Source organism: Lacinutrix gracilariae (assembly GCF_042684485.1).
Classification (GTDB): domain Bacteria; phylum Bacteroidota; class Bacteroidia; order Flavobacteriales; family Flavobacteriaceae; genus Oceanihabitans; species Oceanihabitans gracilariae.
In genome coordinates this window covers 1,064,622-1,082,453 of sequence record NZ_JBHULM010000011.1, presented here as the reverse complement: position 1 = coordinate 1,082,453, position 17,832 = coordinate 1,064,622, and the positions used below count along the sequence as shown (strand labels likewise).

General features: G+C 32.7%; 18 protein-coding genes. 9 read left to right on the top strand and 9 right to left on the bottom strand.

Annotated features, from left to right (window positions below):
* Positions 1-273 precede the first annotated feature (273 nt).
* Positions 274-2,625: a penicillin-binding protein 1C gene (gene pbpC, locus ACFSSB_RS11895; protein ID WP_379904498.1), complete on the top strand. Its 2,352-nt coding sequence runs from the start codon at positions 274-276 to the stop codon at positions 2,623-2,625.
* A 45-nt stretch (positions 2,626-2,670) separates the two neighbouring features.
* Here the strand turns inward: pbpC and ACFSSB_RS11890 are convergent, their stop codons facing one another.
* From ACFSSB_RS11890 to ACFSSB_RS11880, 3 genes are read right to left on the bottom strand one after another with little or no spacing between them, the layout of a single operon-like run.
* Positions 2,671-3,204, bottom strand: coding sequence for a YciI family protein (locus ACFSSB_RS11890; RefSeq protein ID WP_379904496.1), 534 nt, complete (start codon positions 3,202-3,204; stop codon positions 2,671-2,673).
* Positions 3,205-3,211: 7 nt separating this feature from the next.
* On the bottom strand, positions 3,212-3,709 hold the full coding sequence (locus ACFSSB_RS11885) for a CYTH domain-containing protein (protein WP_379904495.1): 498 nt from the start codon (positions 3,707-3,709) through the stop codon (positions 3,212-3,214).
* Positions 3,684-4,346, bottom strand: coding sequence for a lysoplasmalogenase (locus ACFSSB_RS11880; RefSeq protein ID WP_379904492.1), 663 nt, complete (start codon positions 4,344-4,346; stop codon positions 3,684-3,686). Before ACFSSB_RS11880 ends, ACFSSB_RS11885 begins: the two co-directional genes overlap by 26 nt.
* 36 nt (positions 4,347-4,382) lie before the next feature.
* Between ACFSSB_RS11880 and dinB the strand changes: the two genes are divergently transcribed.
* From dinB to ACFSSB_RS11860, 4 genes are all read left to right on the top strand, one after another.
* The gene (gene dinB, locus ACFSSB_RS11875; RefSeq protein WP_379904490.1) at positions 4,383-5,486 is read left to right on the top strand and encodes a DNA polymerase IV; all 1,104 of its coding nucleotides are present in this window, start codon (positions 4,383-4,385) and stop codon (positions 5,484-5,486) included.
* A gap of 50 nt (positions 5,487-5,536) precedes the next feature.
* Positions 5,537-6,100, top strand: a complete 564-nt coding sequence (locus ACFSSB_RS11870) for a TetR/AcrR family transcriptional regulator (protein WP_379904488.1) — start codon at positions 5,537-5,539, stop codon at positions 6,098-6,100.
* Between the two features lie 62 nt (positions 6,101-6,162).
* A complete protein-coding gene (locus ACFSSB_RS11865; RefSeq protein ID WP_379904486.1) occupies positions 6,163-6,909 on the top strand; it encodes an SDR family NAD(P)-dependent oxidoreductase in 747 nt (248 codons plus the stop codon).
* A 158-nt stretch (positions 6,910-7,067) separates the two neighbouring features.
* Positions 7,068-8,045: an alpha/beta fold hydrolase gene (locus tag ACFSSB_RS11860; RefSeq protein ID WP_379904484.1), complete on the top strand. Its 978-nt coding sequence runs from the start codon at positions 7,068-7,070 to the stop codon at positions 8,043-8,045.
* Positions 8,046-8,051: 6 nt separating this feature from the next.
* On the opposite strand, the gene ACFSSB_RS11855 is transcribed toward ACFSSB_RS11860, so the two are convergent.
* From ACFSSB_RS11855 to ACFSSB_RS11830, 6 genes are all read right to left on the bottom strand, one after another.
* A complete protein-coding gene (locus ACFSSB_RS11855; protein ID WP_379904482.1) occupies positions 8,052-8,441 on the bottom strand; it encodes a hypothetical protein in 390 nt (129 codons plus the stop codon).
* Between the two features lie 308 nt (positions 8,442-8,749).
* Positions 8,750-10,192 (bottom strand): pyruvate kinase, encoded by a 1,443-nt coding sequence (gene pyk, locus ACFSSB_RS11850; RefSeq protein WP_379904480.1) that lies wholly within the window; start codon positions 10,190-10,192, stop codon positions 8,750-8,752.
* Positions 10,192-10,668 (bottom strand): IPExxxVDY family protein, encoded by a 477-nt coding sequence (locus tag ACFSSB_RS11845; protein WP_379904478.1) that lies wholly within the window; start codon positions 10,666-10,668, stop codon positions 10,192-10,194. Before ACFSSB_RS11845 ends, pyk begins: the two co-directional genes overlap by 1 nt.
* Positions 10,669-10,786: 118 nt before the next feature.
* A complete protein-coding gene (gene rnc, locus ACFSSB_RS11840; RefSeq protein WP_379904476.1) occupies positions 10,787-11,533 on the bottom strand; it encodes a ribonuclease III in 747 nt (248 codons plus the stop codon).
* A 5-nt stretch (positions 11,534-11,538) separates the two neighbouring features.
* A complete protein-coding gene (fabF, locus tag ACFSSB_RS11835) occupies positions 11,539-12,789 on the bottom strand; it encodes a beta-ketoacyl-ACP synthase II (protein ID WP_379904474.1) in 1,251 nt (416 codons plus the stop codon).
* 10 nt (positions 12,790-12,799) lie between these two features.
* Entirely contained in the window at positions 12,800-13,033 is a 234-nt protein-coding gene (locus ACFSSB_RS11830) for an acyl carrier protein (protein WP_007647141.1), read from the bottom strand.
* Between the two features lie 182 nt (positions 13,034-13,215).
* Between ACFSSB_RS11830 and purN the strand changes: the two genes are divergently transcribed.
* The 4 genes from purN (at position 13,216) to ACFSSB_RS11810 (ending at position 17,703) form a co-directional block, all read left to right on the top strand.
* On the top strand, positions 13,216-13,779 hold the full coding sequence (gene purN, locus ACFSSB_RS11825) for a phosphoribosylglycinamide formyltransferase (RefSeq protein WP_379904471.1): 564 nt from the start codon (positions 13,216-13,218) through the stop codon (positions 13,777-13,779).
* A gap of 45 nt (positions 13,780-13,824) precedes the next feature.
* Positions 13,825-14,466: a ribonuclease H1 domain-containing protein gene (locus tag ACFSSB_RS11820; protein WP_379904469.1), complete on the top strand. Its 642-nt coding sequence runs from the start codon at positions 13,825-13,827 to the stop codon at positions 14,464-14,466.
* A gap of 273 nt (positions 14,467-14,739) precedes the next feature.
* The gene (locus tag ACFSSB_RS11815; protein ID WP_379904467.1) at positions 14,740-15,669 is read left to right on the top strand and encodes a PfkB family carbohydrate kinase; all 930 of its coding nucleotides are present in this window, start codon (positions 14,740-14,742) and stop codon (positions 15,667-15,669) included.
* Positions 15,670-15,804: 135 nt separating this feature from the next.
* Positions 15,805-17,703, top strand: a complete 1,899-nt coding sequence (locus ACFSSB_RS11810) for an amidophosphoribosyltransferase (RefSeq protein WP_379904465.1) — start codon at positions 15,805-15,807, stop codon at positions 17,701-17,703.
* Positions 17,704-17,832: the final 129 nt, after the last annotated feature.

Genomic DNA, 17,832 nt, shown 5'->3' with positions numbered 1-17,832 from the left:
AACCACCTCGTCTTCCGTTTCTTTAAAAAACGGAATCCTCTCCTCCTTGAAAAAACGAGGAGAGTTAAAATTAGAACTATTATTTATAATAGAGATAAAATAATAAACACTGTTGGTATGAAGTGAGATTTGTATAATAAAAAAAGAAAATCAATATAGTAACACACAAAACTCCTTCCCTTTTTTTCAAGGGAAGGTGGATTTGATTTCAAAAAAGAAATCAAAGACGGAAGGGTAAAAAAGAAAAGATTCCCACTTTCGTGGGAAGTAAACATGAACAAAACAATAACCTACATAAAACACCATAAAATAAAGTCAGTAATCATTGCTGTGCTTTTACTTGCTTATTATTTCTGTTTACCAAAAACCCTTTTTAAAGATCCAACAGCAACAGTAATTACTAGTGCTAGTAATAAATTGCTAGGTGCACAAATTGCCAAAGATGGTCAATGGCGATTTCCGCAAAATGATAGTGTACCAGAAAAATTTAAAACCTGTATCATTCAGTTTGAAGATGAATATTTTTACAAGCATCCTGGCTTTAATCCTATTTCTATTTTTAAAGCTTTAAAGCAAAATATGCAATCTGGAGAAGTACAACGAGGGGGAAGTACCATTACACAACAAGTAATTAGGCTTTCTAGAAAAGGAAAACCTAGAACCTATTTTGAAAAAATAAAGGAAATGATTCTCGCTACGCGATTAGAATTTCGCGAAAGCAAAGAACAAATATTAGCCTATTATTCTAGTCACGCGCCTTTTGGAGGAAATGTAGTTGGTATAGACGCTGCGTCATGGCGTTATTTTAATAGAAATGCAAACCAGCTTTCTTGGGCAGAAAGTGCCACATTAGCTGTTTTACCAAATGCACCAAGTTTGATTTATCCTGGTAAAAACCAAGAACGATTACTAGTAAAAAGAAACCGTTTGCTAAACAAATTATTAAAAAAAGAGATAATAGACTCGCTTACCTACAATCTATCTATAGCAGAAGGATTACCACAAAAACCATATCCTTTACCTCAAACGGCTCCGCATTTATTACAAAAAGTTGCCAAAACCAATTATGGCAAGCGTATACAAACTACTATAGATTCTAGACTTCAAAAACAGACCAATGCAATTGTGAAAAACCATTATAACTTATTAAAGCAGAATGAAATCTACAACATGGCTGTTTTGGTTTTAGACGTAAAAACAAGACAGGTTTTAGCCTATGTAGGCAATACACCAACAGACAAAGCACACCAAAAAGATGTAGATATCATAGACAAACCCAGAAGCACAGGAAGTATTTTAAAACCTTTTTTATATGCTGCAATGCTTGATTCTGGTGACATGCTACCAAACACATTAGTTGCCGATGTGCCAACGCAATACGGAAGCTATGCTCCTGTTAATTTTAACAAAGAGTATGATGGTGCTGTTCCTGCTAGTCGTGCTTTATCGCGTTCGTTAAATGTTCCTGCAGTACGTATGTTACAAGAGTTTGGCTTAGATAGGTTTTATCATTATTTAAAAGAGTTAAAACTGAAAGATTTAAAATACAACTCCAATCATTACGGACTTTCCTTAGTACTTGGTGGCGCAGAAAGCAATCTTTGGGATTTATGTAAAAGCTATGCTTCTTTATCTTCTACTGTAAATCATTACACCGAAAATTCTAGTCAATATTTTACCAATGAATTTTGTGAGCCTACTTTTTTAGCTTCAGAAAAAATAGAATTTGGTAAAAAAACTTCTGATAAAACCATATATGATGCAGCTTCTATTTACTTAACCTATGAAAGTTTAAAAGAAGTAAATAGACCCGAAAGCGATGAAAGTTGGGAGTTTTTTGATGGATCAAAACAAATAGCTTGGAAAACAGGAACCAGTTTTGGTTTTAGAGATGCTTGGGCAATTGGTACTACTAAAGATTATGTGGTTGGTGTTTGGGTTGGTAATGCAGATGGCGAAGGAAGACCTGGTTTGGTTGGCGTACAAACCGCTGCTCCTGTTTTGTTTGATGTTTTTGATGCCTTACCAAATAGCGATTGGTTTGCAAAACCTTTTGATGAAATGCAAGAAATTAAAATTTGTAAAAAAAGTGGTTACAGAGCAACAGAAAATTGTGAAGAAACCGAAAACAAGTTTATACAAATTAGCGGTTTAAAAACGAAACCTTGTCCGTACCACCTGTTAGTGCATTTAGATAAAAACGAACAATATCAAGTAAATTCTTCTTGTGAAGCTATTGGTAATATTACCAACAAATCTTGGTTTGTATTACCTCCTTTAATGGAGTTTTACTACAAAACCAAAAACCCTTTTTATAAAACTTTACCAAAATTTAGAAGTGATTATTTGGGCGAAAACGCTATTTCTATGCAGTTTATTTACCCTAAAGAAAACACCACCATTTTTTTACCTAAAGATTTTGATGGTAATACCAATGAGCTCGTTTTAAAAATGGCACATTCTAAACCTGAAACCACATTGTTTTGGTATGTAGATGCGGAATTTGTTGGCACTACAAAAGACATTCATGATATGGCTATTTTGCCTCAGGTAGGAAAACATATTATCACAGTTGTGGATGCCTTTGGTAACGAGGCCAAACGTTGGATTGAAATATCTAAATAACAAGGATTAAAGTGGAAAACAAACAATAACGGTAAATCATTTATTTTATCGTAAAAACTGTCCTTTTGCACACCACCAAGGTCGAATCTCTACAGCTAAACGACCTGCTTGTACCATAGGATCTAGATTAGCCAAGCTATCTGCCATTTTTTTATTTGGCACGTTATACACAGTAATACCACGTATATCTCCATCGTCTCCAAAAGGACCTATTAAATCGGCAAAACCTTCGTCGTACATTCTACCTAAATGTTCTAAATGTTCTTCTTGTAACCCTTTATCTACTTCTTCATTCTGGCTTCTTATTGGTCCTTTCTTTAAAAACGCCATAAAGTATTTTTGCATAAGTATGGTGTCTTGCGTTTTTGGGTCTACATAATCAAAGGTTTCAAATCCTTTTGCTTTTAATTCCGCTTTAAGTGCAGTAACAGATGGCTTTTCTTCTACAACCTCATCTATTACTTCTTCTACTGCTTCTATATTTGGAACGGTTGAAATATCATCTGTAACGGCTTTACTTTCTTTTTTACAAGCTACAACAGTTACTAAAGCAAAAATTAAAATTATAAATTGTTTCATGGGTATTTTATTTTTTCCAAGTAGTAAAAGGGTTACTACTTAATTGCGAGTTATAATATTTTATTTTTCCGGTGACTTCCTTTCCTAACCAATCGGGTTTAACAAAAGTTTCGGTTTCTTCTTGTAATTCTACTTCTGCAACAATCAAACCTTTGTTTGCGCCAAAAAATTCATCTACTTCAAAAATATGATTTTCTACTTTAACTTCATATCGTATTTTATCAATAACTCCTTTTTTACAAAGTTTTAAAAGATCTTCTGCTTCGGTTTTACTAATTTCTTTTTCCCATTCAAAACGCGATAATCCGTTTTTAGAAGACGCTCCTTTTATGGTTAAAAAACCTTGTTCGCCTTTTAGTCTTACGCGAACGGTTCGTTTTTTATTGGTACTTAAAAACCCTTGTACAATTTTGGTTTGCTTAAAAGCTTCCGTTTTAAACGCTGTAGATTTTACTAAAAACTTACGCTCTATTTCTAAATTAGATTTCTGTTTTTGATGTGTCATTAATATAAATTGTTGAAAGTGCAATTAAAGTAATTGCAGACCAATAGGTACTTGAGATTAAAAATTGGGCTATGGTAAAATTAGTAACAAACTTATTTATTGCTAAAACAGAATCAGATACTAAAAACAAAAAAGCACCAATGGTTATTAACAAAAACCCATATTCTTTTTTCCAAATATATACGTTTAAAGCTTGCCATGCCATAAGAACAATACAAGTTATATAAAGAATTACAGGAATTAATAAATTACCTAAATGGTCTTTTAAAAACAAAAACACAAATCCTGAAATAATTAGTAACGGAATCAAGGTTTTCCATTTCGTACTAAAACCATTTATAGTAGTAAATGCATAGATAAAAAACACATGACCAATTAAAAAGGAAGCTAAGCCTAAAACAAAATACGCATCAAACATTAAAAAAACGTCGCCTATTAGGCAAAAAACCAAACCTATTAACAGCATGTTTTTATAAGGTTTTAACCCATTTTTAGCGTACAAAACAGGTAAAAGAATCACCAATATAGTAGACAAAGGTTTAAACACATAATGCATAACACTATTGTTTATATAAGACGAAACAATGGTACAGAGTACAGAAATTATTATTAAAATTAGAAGAATACTTTTTTTCATGAATTGTTTCATTCTATTATTTTCTAAATTTACATCATGTCAAGCGATTTACCAATTCGAAAAATTATTCATGTAGATATGGATGCATTTTATGCTTCTGTAGAACAAATGGATAACCCAGAACTACGCGGAAAACCAGTTGCTGTTGGTGGTGGCGGAACTCGTGGTGTGGTTAGTGCTGCAAGTTACGAAGCTAGAAAATTTGGCGTACGAAGTGCCATTAGTGGCGCACAAGCAAGACGAAACTGTCCTGACCTTGTTTTTGTAAAACCGCGTTTTGATAGATACACGGAAATATCAAAAAAAGTAAAAAAGATTTTTTTTGATTATACCGATTTGGTAGAACCGCTTTCTTTAGATGAAGCCTATTTAGATGTTACCGAAAACAAAAAAGGAAATCCGAGCGCTTCGTTACTTGCTAAAGAAATTAGAGATCGTATTTACAATGAGATAGGCTTAACCGCTTCGGCAGGAATTAGCATCAATAAGTTTATTGCCAAAGTAGCTAGTGATTATAACAAACCTAACGGACAAAAAACGGTAAATCCGGAAGAGGTGTTAACTTTTTTAGAAGATTTAGATATCCGAAAATTTTATGGTGTTGGTAAAGTTACTGCCGAAAAAATGTACCAAAAAGGCATTTTTACAGGAAAGGATTTAAAATCTAAAACACTAGAATACCTTGACGAAAACTTCGGGAAATCTGGACGCTACTACTATTATATTGTTAGAGGAATACACAACAGCGAAGTAAAACCAAACAGAACCAGAAAATCACTTGCTGCAGAACGTACTTTTCAAGAAAACCTTTCTTCTGAAATTTTTATGCTAGAAAAGCTACAGCATATTGCCGAGGAAGTATCCAGACGTTTAAAAAAAAGTAAAGTTGCTGGAAAAACAGTAACCCTAAAAATAAAATACAGTGATTTTACTTTACAAACCAGAAGTAAAACTTTACCTTATTTTATTAGTGACACCAGTATTATTTTAGAAACTGCAAAAGATTTATTGTATCAAGAAAAGATGAGCAATTCGGTAAGATTATTAGGTATTTCTTTATCTAATTTAAATACCGAAAAAGCTAAAAAGCTTGTTGAAAAAGACAAAGAAGTTAGTGTACAGTTACAGTTTGGTTTTTAAAAAAATAGACAGACTTGTCTGTTTTTAAATTATTATTCTATATTTGCAGCATGAAACACGCTGAGGTAAAAAATAAAATTACTGAAACAGCCTCTTTTTTATTTTATAAAAATGGGTATAACGCTACAGGAATAAACCAAATTATTGCGGAAGCAGGTATTGCAAAAGCCACCTTATACAATCATTTTAAGTCTAAAGAAGAAATTTGCTTGGCGTATCTTCAATTTAAAAACAATAGTTTTTTACAAAATTTTAAACCCTTTATTACATCAAAACCAAAAGGAAAAGAACAGATATTAGCCATTTTTGATTTTCTTCAATTGTTTTATCAAGACAAAGAATTTAATGGTTGCTGGTGTATTAAAACCGTTTCAGAAATACCAAAAGACAATGAGTTGATTAGAAATGAAATTCAATCTCAAAAAAAAGATTTCATTGCACTAATAGCGAAACTAATCACCAATAATTTAGAACAAGTTAAAGAAGCACAAGTAAATTCTCTAGCCAGACAAATTTACTTACTCTATGAAAGTGCTGTAGGAGAAAGCCACTTACACCAAGAAGATTGGCCTATTTTGGAGTCTAAAAATTTATGTAAAAAAATAATAAGTTAAAAAAATTTACAATAAAAAAGACAGACTTGTCTGTCTATAATTAACAATTAAATAAAAATACTATGAAAGAATTTGAAAACAAAGTAGCCTTAGTCATTGGTGGAACAAGCGGCATTGGTAATGCAACAACAAACGCCTTATTAGAAGGTGGAGCAACAGTACATGTTGTAGGTAGAAACACCAATAAAATTGCAGATGTGCCAAACTTGGTAAAACATACAGCAGACATATCTAACACGAATGAAGTTGATGCTTTATTAACCAAAATTGATGCGCTTGATAACTTAGATTATTTAGTAAATGCTTCCGGAATTTTTGGTCCTAAACCTTTTTTAGACCACACCATGGAAGATTATAATGCGTACCAAGATTTAAATAGAGGTTTCTTTTTTATCACACAAAGTGCTGCTAAAAAAATGAAAGCAACTCAAGGTGGTTCAATAGTAAATGTAGGTTCTATGTGGGCAAAACAAGCGGTAAAAGCAACACCATCTTCGGCATATTCTATGCAAAAAGCAGGTTTACACTCGTTAACGCAACATTTGGCTATGGAGTTAGCAGAAGATAATATTCGTGTAAACGCAGTTTCTCCAGCTCTAGTAAATACTCCTGTTTATCATGGTGTATTTGGTGGTGAAGAGGCAGCTAAAGAAGCCTTGGTTGGTTTTAACGGATTTCATCCAATAGGACGTTTTGGGGAGTCTGAAGACGTTGCCAATAGTATTGTATTCTTATTATCTGACAAAGCTGCTTGGGTTACAGGCGCTATTTGGGATACTGATGGAGGTGTTATGGCTGGTAGAAACTAAAAGCTAAAAAACAACTTAAAAGCCATAACCTGCATCTATTTTGGTTATGGCTTTTATCTAACACCTAAATGCGCATGCTATTATTAAAAAATAAACCGTTTCACGAGAAAGCATCACCAATAAATACGTCTAAACCATAAAGAAACTAAAAAGCTTCCATGAAATCCATATTCTTCCTTTTACTTACAGCACTATCTGTTTTTGCATGTAGTGACACAAAAAAAACTGAAGCAAACAACAACAAAGCGTATTTTTTACCTCCTGCAACTACCTATAATTACAAAGAAATAGACAGTGTAAAACTGTTTTATAGAGAAGCTGGAGATAAAAACAAGCCAACCATTGTTTTATTACATGGTTATCCTTCTTCTTCGCATTCTTACAGAAACCTAATTCCTATGTTAGCCACGCATTACCATATTATTGCGCCTGATAATTTAGGTTCTGGTTATAGTACACATCTAGACCCTGAAACCACAACATATACTTTTGATTTATTGGCAGATTATACCGAAAAGCTAATAAACTCTCTTAAAATTGATAACTACGTGATGTACATGCAAGATTTTGGTGCTCCTGTTGGCTATAGAATGATGATGAAAAACCCAAAACGCATTGAAGCTTTAATTGTTCAAAATGCCAATGCGTATTTAGACGGATTAACCACACAACGACAAGATTTTTTTAGAACAGCACAAACAGATACATCACCCGAAAAACACGATTTTTTATATGGTTTAACAGGTAAAGATGCCATTATTAACAAACAGTATTTATTTGATTTAGACAGTACCAACATCCATATACAAAGTCCGGATGCATGGACGCATGATTTGGCTTTTTTAGCCTCTAAAAAAGACAGAGAAATTCAAGTACAGCTTTTTCAAGATTACAATACTAATTTATTGCGTTACCCAAAATGGCAAAGTATGTTACGTGAAAACCAACCTAAAACGCTTATTGCTTGGGGAAAAAAGGATTTAAAATTTAATTATAAAGGTGCTAAAGCCTATTTAAGAGATGTACCTAATGCCGAGTTACATTTACTAGATGCTGGACATTTTGCAGCAGAAGAAAAAACAAGAGAGGTTGCTAAACTTATTTTAGAGTTTTTAGCTAAGCATGCAATAGAATAAGGTAGTTTATTCTGAACGTTTAGCTAGAATAACATCGCGAAATGTTGGTGCATTTTCAGTAATGCTTCCTGCTCCTTTTTTATTTACTTTAAAGGTTACATCTTTGGTTGTGGTAAATAAGATAACAGATAAAAAGGGTTTTAATAAATAGCCTTTTAAAAACGTAAAGGTTTGGTCTAAGCTAAGTTCTTGCTCTTCGTCTTCTGTTTCTTTAGGTCTGTAGTGTACTTTCACTAGTACATTAGAACCAGATTCTGCGTCTAGAGGTCTTACAAATATGTTTTTTAATTCTTGCTTACCAATGGTTTTTGCCATGGTTAATTTGGCAAATCTTCCTTCTTCTACACTTTGTTTTACTTGTTCCCAGAAAAGAACAAATTCATCTTGGTATGGCATAAATTACAGTTTATAATAAACATTTTTTGAGTCTTCAAAAGTAAGGTTTATAATTGAATTAATAGATGCTTTGTTTTATATGCTACTTAAAATAAAAAAACCAGCTACATGATTGTAACTGGTTTTTTATTATTGTTATGTTCTTGATTTCGCGTTAGCGATTGAACGGTTTGTTTGAGCTCCTCGCAGAGAGCGAGTAGTGAAAGCGCGGTGCTACGAAGCTTTTTCAGCGAAGTAGTAAACGCTATAAAAATTAATATCTCTTAAAAAACGAAAGATTCCCTCCTGCGAGGGAATAAAAACATTTTTTAGAAACTACAGCTTGTAATTTCGGTGACACGTAGTGTGTTTACCATACCTTTTTCTTGAATTGGCATTGCTGCTAAGCTTATAAGCATGTCTCCTACTTCTAGGTATCCTTTTTTACAGGCTATGGCATTTACGTCTTCTATGGTTTCGTCTGTGCTTACAAACTTATCATAATAGAATGCTTTAACTCCCCAAAGTAAGTTTAATTGTGTTAAAATACGTTTGTTTGATGTAAATACTAAGATGTGCGATTGTGGTCGCCAAGCAGAAATTTGAAATGCTGTATAACCACTATTGGTAAGGGTTGAAATACCTTTTGCATTAATTTCGTTTGCCATATTAGCTGCGTGATAACAGATAGATTTTGTAATGTATCTTTTGGTACGAATATGCGGTGGTAATTGTGGTACTTGAATTAGCGGAGAGTCTTCTACACTTTTAATAATGTTAGACATTTGCTGAATTACTTGTACTGGATATTGCCCAACGGAAGTTTCACCAGAAAGCATTACGGCATCTGCACCATCCATAACCGAATTGGCAACGTCATTAACTTCTGCTCTTGTTGGTGTAAGGCTAGAAATCATGGTTTCCATCATTTGCGTTGCAATAATTACTGGAATTCTAGCTTTTTTAGCGCGAAGTACTAATTGTTTTTGAATAAGTGGTACTTCTTCTGCTGGAATTTCTACTCCTAAATCACCACGAGCAACCATTAAACCATCACAATAGGCAACAATTTTGTCTATGTTTTCTACGGCTTCTGGTTTTTCAATTTTTGCAATGATTGGAATTTTATGTTCGCTATGTTTTTTAATTAGCTCTTCTAGTTGCATAAGATCTTCGGCATGACGCACAAAAGATAATGCCATCCAGTCTACTTTTTGCTCGATAGCAAAAATAGCATCTTCAATATCTTTTTCGGTTAAAGCAGGTTGTGAGATATTGGTATTTGGTAGGTTTACTCCTTTTTTAGATTTAAGAGGCCCTCCTTGAATAACTTTAGCTTTAACTTCGGATTTTTTATCTGTAGAAACTACTTCAAATATAAGTTTACCATCATCTAAAAGAATACGTTCTCCTGGTTTTGCATCTTGCGGAAAACGATCATAGGTCATGTATACACGTTTTTTAGTTCCTTCAAAACGCTCTCCTGTTGCAAAAATAATTTCATCTCCTTCTTTTACAATTATGTCTCCTTTCATTACTCCTACACGAAGTTTTGGACCTTGTAAATCTCCTAAAATAGCTGCATTGTAACCAAATTCTTCATTTAGCTCGCGTATCATTTTGATGCGGTTTTTTACATCATCATAATCTGCATGCGAAAAATTGATTCTAAATACATCTACACCTTCTTCTAGCATACCTTTTAATACTTCTTTGGTACTTGTTGCTGGTCCTAAGGTTGCTACTATTTTTGTTTTTTTTCTTTTTAACATTAGTTAAATATTAATTGTTCTGTAGTTTTTAAATTGTTTGCATCAATACCAAAAGCTGTTATTACTTGTGGTATTTCTATAATTTTATTTAAAGCTTGCTTTTGTAGGTGTTGATATGGATCATCACTTATCTTTAAAATAAAATTTACTTTCTTGTATTCGGGAATTAAATAGTTTGTTTTGGTAAATTTTTCTTGATTTACAAATAATGAAGTAGCATCTATTGTATCGTTTACTTCTATTTTGCTAATGTTAGCTACTAAATTCCAGATGGTTTGCTGTTTTTGGTCATTCCATTCAAAAATAGAATAGCTAGATGTGTCTTTATATTCTATATCTACATCTTTTCTTCTAAGCTTTAAACCTAAGTAATGGTTTACTAAATAGGCTAATCTGTAGTCTTCAATAGAGCAATGTATACCAATTAAAGTATAGTCAATATCATCTATAAAATCTTCAAGAATTAGTTTTCGCAAAATATTAATCCCTTTTAATTATTGTAAATATAGTATTAAAAACGAAGAACTATGTTAAGCTAAAGGTAATCTTAACAGTATTTTTTAACGAAAACGATATAGTTTGTGTACTATTAATTTAATTTGTAGCAGGTCTAGGAATTTGCTTTTGTAAAGCAAAAAACGCACGCTTAGATGCTTTTTCTTCGGCTTTCTTTTTGGAAGTTGCTCGAGCTTTAGAAATAACTTTTTTATCTATAGAAAGTTTTACCGAAAAATGTCTGGTGTTATCATTTCCTGAGTCTTCATAGACATCATAATTAAAGCTTTTCTTTTCTTTCTGGCACCATTCTATAAGCAGGCTTTTATAACTAATTACCTTTCCTTCTAGCGTTTCAATATCTACATGTGGTGTAATAATACGTTTGTAGATAAATTTTTCGCAATAGTTATAGCCTCTATCTAGGTAAATAGCACCTACTAAAGCTTCAAATAAGTTTCCGTGAATATTATCGCCAAACTGCCCTTTTGGTATTTTACTCTCTACAAGGTTTATGAGTTTTAGCTCTTTACCAAGTTCATTTAAATGCTCTCTACTTACTATTTTAGAGCGCATTTTGGTAAGATACCCTTCGTCTCCGCTTGGTACTTCTATATATAAATGATGCGCAATTACAGCACTTAACATAGCGTCACCCAAAAATTCTAATCGTTCATAATTAATAGCATGTCCTTTGCTATTTTTTATGTTCATAGAACGATGTGTAAAAGCAGTATGGTAAAATTTTAATTTCTTTGGTTTAAAGCTTAAAATTTCACGAATAGCCATATAAAAATCTTCGCTGTTTTTAGAACGAGATTTAAATATGTTACTGATGTAGCTCATTAAAATTAATCTAGCTTCTTAAATACTACACAAGCATTATGGCCACCAAAGCCAAAGGTATTACTCATGGCTACTTTAACCTCTCTTTTTTGCGGATGGTTAAGCGTTAAATTTAATGATGGGTCTATATTTTCATCAACCGTTTTGTGGTTAATTGTTGGAGGCACAATACCATGTTCTATTGCAAGTATAGATGCAATAGACTCAATAGCTCCTGCAGCTCCTAATAGATGACCAGTCATCGATTTTGTAGAGTTAATGTTTATATTTTTTGCGTGATCACCAAAAACTTCAGAAATAGCTTTAAGTTCTGCAACATCTCCTAGAGGTGTTGAAGTACCATGTGTATTTATATGGTCTACTTCTTCTGGTTTTAGTCCTGCATTTTCTAAACAGTTTTTCATAACAGCAATAACTCCAATTCCGTCAGGATGTGGTGCTGTCATGTGGTGTGCATCAGAAGACATTCCTCCTCCTAACACTTCAGCATATATTTTTGCACCTCTAGCTTTTGCGTGTTCATATTCTTCTAGAACAATAGCTCCTGCTCCTTCACCTAAAACAAAACCATCTCTGGTAGCGTCAAAAGGTCTAGATGCTGTTTCTGGGCTTTCATTTCTAGTAGATAATGCATGCATAGCGTTAAAGCCTCCCATTCCAGCAATAGTAACTGCTGCTTCACTTCCTCCTGTAACAATAACATCACAATGTCCTAAACGTATATAGTTTAGCGCATCTATCATTGCATTAGCAGAAGAGGCACAGGCAGAAACTGTGGTGTAATTAGGACCCATGAAACCATTTTTAATAGAAATGTTTCCTGGTGCAATATCTGCAATCATTTTTGGGATAAAGAAAGGATTAAACCTTGGCGTACCATCTCCAGCTGCAAAGTTTAAAACCTCGTTTTGAAAAGTTTCTAGTCCACCTATTCCTGCTCCCCAAATAACACCAACACGTAATTTATTAATGGTATCAAGATTTAACTTAGCATCTATGATAGCTTCGTCTGAAGCTACCATAGCGTACTGAGTGAACTTGTCCATTTTACGCGCCTCTTTTCTATCTAGAAAATCGGTGGCGTTAAAGTTTTTTATTTCACAAGCGAACTTGGTTTTGAACTTTTCTGTATCAAAATATGTTATAGGCGCAGCACCACTTTTTCCATCTATTAAGGCTTGCCAATATTGATCTTTAGTATTACCAATTGGTGTTAATGCTCCTAACCCTGTAACTACAACTCGCTTTAGTTCCATAAATCTGTTCTTATTTAGCTGCTTCTATGTATGAAATAGCTTGACCAACTGTTGCAATATTTTCAGCTTGATCATCTGGAATTTGAATATCGAATTCTTTTTCGAACTCCATAATTAATTCTACAGTATCTAATGAGTCTGCTCCTAAATCGTTTGTGAAGCTAGCTTCCGTTACAACTTCGTTTTCATCAACTCCTAGTTTGTCTACGATAATCGCTTTTACTCTTGATGCAATGTCTGACATAATCTTTTTAATTTTAAGTTTTATTAGATGGCAAAAATAAAAAACTTTATTTTAAAACACACTTTTCCTTAAAAAATGTGGTTCTAATTTAATAAATAAAGCTGAATAATTCTTTTTTAACCTCTAATTGTTAATAATTATTCTTTTTTTTGTTCGAACAATTTTAACATTATTATCTGTAAATGAAACGTATTGTAATTTTTGCTTCCGGAAGTGGAACTAATGCTGAAAATTTAATTAAGTTTTTTCACAACAGAGAAAATGCGTCTGTTATTCAGGTTCTAACTAACAATCCTCATGCCAAAGTGTTAGATAGATGTAAAAAACTGAAAATTAGCGCATTATCTTTTAATAGAACTGCTTTTACTGAAACCAATGATGTCTTAGACATACTTATAAGTAAGCAACCAGACTTAATTGTACTAGCAGGATTTTTATGGAAATTTCCTGAAAATATTCTAGAAAAATTTCCCAATAAGGTCATAAATGTGCATCCTGCTTTACTACCAAAATTTGGAGGAAAAGGCATGTATGGTATGCACGTTCACGAAGCTGTAGTAAGTAATAAAGAAAAAGAAACAGGAATAACAATTCATTATGTAAATGAACATTATGATGAAGGAGCAATCATTTTTCAAGCAAAATGCGAGGTGAAAAACACAGATTCTGCTCAAGATGTTGCTAAAAAAATTCATGAATTAGAAATGAAACACTTTCCAGAAGTAGTTAATGATCTTTTAAATTAGAAATTAAATCAAAAAAAATCCCTACCTTTTTTTTGAAATAACAACATGAGTAAAAAGAAAAAAAAATATTACACGGTTTGGAAAGGACACCATGTTGGTGTTTTTGATACTTGGAATGACTGCAAAGCGCAAATAAAAGATTACCAAGGCGCACAATATAAATCTTTTGCCACCTTTGAAGCTGCAAAAAAAGCACTTAACAGCAATTACAAAGATTATATAGGAACCAACAAAAAATTTAAAAGCCAACTTAGTCCAGAAGAATTAAAAAAAATTGGACAACCTAATTATAACTCTATTGCTGTAGATGCTGCTTCTTCAGGAAATCCTGGTATTATGGAGTATCGAGGTGTAGAAACAAAATCTAAAAAACAGCTTTTTATTCAAGGTCCTTTTGCCGAAGGAACAAATAATATTGGCGAATTTTTAGCCTTGGTTCACGGATTAAGTTTTTTAAAAAAACACAACAGCAACTTTATTATTTATACAGACTCAAAAACTGCAATGAGTTGGGTACGTAAAAAAACCTGCAACACAAAGCTAGAGCGAAATGAAAAAAACAAACCTGTTTTTGATTTGGTAGATCGCGCTATAGATTGGTTACATAAAAACACATACACAACAACTATTGTAAAATGGGAAACCAAAGCTTGGGGAGAAATACCTGCTGATTTTGGTAGAAAATAAACCACCTAATACTATCTTATATTTCTATAAGATCTTACACCAAGCCAATAACCACAAGATACATTGCTAAATCTTTTTTTTAAACTGTAATACTTATACTATTTATACGTCTAAAAACATCTAAATTATCTTTGGTGTTTTTCAACACTTATATAGTTTATAATAAAGACAAATATCATGTAGAGAATGCAAATTATCTTATTCAAATATTTTTTAGTTTTATTGGTCTTTAAAAAACGTATATTTGCAAAAAATTAATAACAACATCGCTTTATGAGCAAATTAGTAATAGTTGGTACTGTAGCCTTTGATGCCATTGAAACACCTTTTGGTAAAACAGATAAAATTCTAGGAGGAGCAGCAACCTATATTGGTTTTTCTGCAGCCAATTTTGATAATATAGATGCAGCAGCAGTTTCTGTTGTTGGTGGAGATTTTCCTCAAGAATATCTAAACCTACTAACCGAAAGAAAAATAGATATAGAAGGAGTAGAAGTAGTAAAAGAAGGTAAAACTTTCTTTTGGAGTGGTAAATATCATAATGATATGAACTCTCGTGACACTTTAGCGACAGAACTTAATGTTCTTGAACATTTTACACCTGTTGTACCAGAAAGTTACCAAGATGCTGAAATTGTAATGCTTGGAAACCTACATCCTTTAACACAACAAAGCGTTCTTGACCAAATGTCTAAAAAACCAAAACTGGCTATTTTAGATACCATGAACTTTTGGATGGATATTGCAATGGATGATTTAAAAGCAGTATTAAAAAACGTAGATGTTATTACCATTAATGATGAAGAAGCGCGCCAATTATCTGGAGAATACTCTTTAGTAAATGCCGCAAAGAAAATACATGAAATGGGACCTAAATATGTAGTTATAAAAAAAGGAGAGCATGGTGCTTTATTATTTAATGACGAAAACATGTTTTATGCACCAGCATTACCTTTAGCCGAAGTTTTTGATCCAACAGGAGCAGGAGACACTTTTGCAGGTGGTTTTGCAGGATACATTGCTAAAACAGGAAATGTATCTTTTGATAACATGAAGAAAGCCGTAATTTATGGTTCTGCTTTAGCATCATTCTGTGTAGAAAAATTTGGAACCGAACGAATGCTAACTCTAACAGACAAAGAAATCTACGAGCGCTTGCAACAGTTTAAAGATTTAACACAATTTGAAATAGAATTAAAATAATAAAAAAACGCGCTCTAAATTGAGCGCGTTTTTTTATTACTGCTCAGCCACAAACTCATAACTATTATATTTTAATACAAAGAGTTAGAACGTTAAGCAAAACAAATAAAAAAACAACAAACACAACACAACAAAATGAGCGATGCTTTAAAACACGAATGTGGAATTGCACACATTAGACTCTTAAAACCATTAGAATTTTACAAAGAAAAATATGGTACTGCATTTTATGGCGTAAATAAAATGTACCTAATGATGGAAAAACAACACAATCGAGGTCAAGATGGTGCTGGTTTTGCTAGCATTAAACTAGATACTCATCCTGGTGAGCGTTATATAAGTAGAGTGCGTTCTGTAGCACAACAACCTATTCAAGATATTTTTGCTAAAATTAACGACAGAATTAACAAAGAGCTTACTGAGCATCCAGAATACTTAAACGACGTTGCTTTACAAAAAAGCAAAATCCCTTATATAGGCGAAGTACTTTTAGGTCATGTTCGTTATGGTACCTTTGGTAAAAATAGCGTAGAAAGTGTACATCCTTTTTTAAGACAAAATAACTGGATGCACAGAAACCTTATTCTTGCAGGTAACTTTAACATGACTAATGTTAAAGAATTATTTAAAAACTTGCTAGACCTTGGGCAACACCCAAAAGAGTACACAGACACCATTACTATAATGGAGAAAATTGGACACTTTTTAGATGATGCTGTTGCCAAAATTTACAAGAAACTTAAAAAAGAAGGATATAATAAAAACGAATGTTCTCCTTTAATTGCTGAAAGATTAAACGTAGCTAAAATATTAAGAAAAGCTGCAAAAAACTGGGATGGTGGTTATGCAATGGCTGGACTTTTAGGTCATGGAGACTCTTTTGTACTTCGTGATCCTGCAGGAATAAGACCAACCTATTACTACCAAGATGATGAAGTTGTTGTTGTTGCTTCAGAAAGACCAGTAATACAAACCGTTTTTAATGTAGATTTTGACAAGGTTAAAGAACTAGAACCAGGACACGCCATAATTACTAAAAAATCTGGTGAGGTTTCTATTCAAAAAATTATTGAACCTTTAGAAAGAAAAGCTTGTTCTTTTGAACGTATTTACTTTTCTAGAGGAAGTGATGCCGAAATTTATCAAGAACGTAAAGAACTAGGTAAATTATTAATGCCTAAAGTTTTAGAAGCTATTAATGACGATACCGAAAACTCTGTTTTTTCATACATACCTAATACAGCAGAAACTTCCTTTTTTGGAATGATTGAAGCAGTTGACGAGCACTTAAACCAAAAGAAAACAAAAGCAATTATTGCTGGAGATGGTAAACTCTCTAAAGAGCGTGTTATTGAAATCTTATCAGAAAGAACAAGAATTGAAAAAATTGCCATTAAAGATGTAAAACTAAGAACCTTTATTACAGAAGATAGTAGTAGAGATGATTTAGTAGCGCATGTATATGATGTTACTTATGGTGTAATTAAACCAACCGACAATCTAGTTATTATAGATGATAGTATTGTAAGAGGTACCACTTTAAAAAAGAGTATCATTAAAATGATGGATAGACTACATCCTAAAAAAATAGTTGTGGTCTCTTCTGCTCCGCAAATTCGCTATCCAGATTGCTATGGTATTGACATGGCTAATCTAGAAGGCTTAGTTGCTTTTAGAGCTATGTTAGCTTTATTAAAAGAAAACAACAAATACCACTTAATAGAAGAAGTATATAACAAATGTAAGAAGCAAATAAACTTACATGATTCTGAAGTTAAAAACTTTGTAAAAGAATTATATGATCCGTTTACAGATGATGAAATTTCAGATAAAATTTCTGAGCTTTTAAGTGATGAAACAGTAAATGCTGAAGTAAAAATATTATTTCAACCTGTAAGTAACTTACACAAAGCATGTCCTGATAACTTAGGAGATTGGTATTTTACAGGAAACTACCCAACAGTAGGAGGTAATAGAGTTGTAAATAGAGCTTTTATTAATTTTTACGAAGGAAATAACGAACGTGCTTACTAAAGATTTTTCTCACTAAAAGACGTAACTACTTAATTTTTAATCACTTAATCCCGATAAAAAAGCGTTTCGTCTAAAAGATTTCTTTAGCAAAATAAATAAAACTACTTTAGTACTACCATAACATAAGTA

What these genes read in the sequence shown, in the direction of transcription:
- pyk (WP_379904480.1), bottom strand. Translation starts at nt 10,192, where the DNA reads ATGTTAAAAAGAAAAAAAACAAAAATAGTAGCAACCTTAGGACCAGCA.
- ACFSSB_RS11830 (WP_007647141.1), bottom strand. Translation starts at nt 13,033, where the DNA reads ATGTCAGACATTGCATCAAGAGTAAAAGCGATTATCGTAGACAAACTA.
- ACFSSB_RS11860 (WP_379904484.1), top strand. Translation starts at nt 7,068, where the DNA reads ATGAAATCCATATTCTTCCTTTTACTTACAGCACTATCTGTTTTTGCA.
- ACFSSB_RS11810 (WP_379904465.1), top strand. Translation starts at nt 15,805, where the DNA reads ATGAGCGATGCTTTAAAACACGAATGTGGAATTGCACACATTAGACTC.
- purN (WP_379904471.1), top strand. Translation starts at nt 13,216, where the DNA reads ATGAAACGTATTGTAATTTTTGCTTCCGGAAGTGGAACTAATGCTGAA.
- ACFSSB_RS11870 (WP_379904488.1), top strand. Translation starts at nt 5,537, where the DNA reads ATGAAACACGCTGAGGTAAAAAATAAAATTACTGAAACAGCCTCTTTT.
- fabF (WP_379904474.1), bottom strand. Translation starts at nt 12,789, where the DNA reads ATGGAACTAAAGCGAGTTGTAGTTACAGGGTTAGGAGCATTAACACCA.
- ACFSSB_RS11855 (WP_379904482.1), bottom strand. Translation starts at nt 8,441, where the DNA reads ATGCCATACCAAGATGAATTTGTTCTTTTCTGGGAACAAGTAAAACAA.
- ACFSSB_RS11885 (WP_379904495.1), bottom strand. Translation starts at nt 3,709, where the DNA reads ATGACACATCAAAAACAGAAATCTAATTTAGAAATAGAGCGTAAGTTT.
- ACFSSB_RS11865 (WP_379904486.1), top strand. Translation starts at nt 6,163, where the DNA reads ATGAAAGAATTTGAAAACAAAGTAGCCTTAGTCATTGGTGGAACAAGC.
- rnc (WP_379904476.1), bottom strand. Translation starts at nt 11,533, where the DNA reads ATGAGCTACATCAGTAACATATTTAAATCTCGTTCTAAAAACAGCGAA.
- dinB (WP_379904490.1), top strand. Translation starts at nt 4,383, where the DNA reads ATGTCAAGCGATTTACCAATTCGAAAAATTATTCATGTAGATATGGAT.
- ACFSSB_RS11820 (WP_379904469.1), top strand. Translation starts at nt 13,825, where the DNA reads ATGAGTAAAAAGAAAAAAAAATATTACACGGTTTGGAAAGGACACCAT.
- ACFSSB_RS11880 (WP_379904492.1), bottom strand. Translation starts at nt 4,346, where the DNA reads ATGAAAAAAAGTATTCTTCTAATTTTAATAATAATTTCTGTACTCTGT.
- ACFSSB_RS11890 (WP_379904496.1), bottom strand. Translation starts at nt 3,204, where the DNA reads ATGAAACAATTTATAATTTTAATTTTTGCTTTAGTAACTGTTGTAGCT.
- ACFSSB_RS11815 (WP_379904467.1), top strand. Translation starts at nt 14,740, where the DNA reads ATGAGCAAATTAGTAATAGTTGGTACTGTAGCCTTTGATGCCATTGAA.
- pbpC (WP_379904498.1), top strand. Translation starts at nt 274, where the DNA reads ATGAACAAAACAATAACCTACATAAAACACCATAAAATAAAGTCAGTA.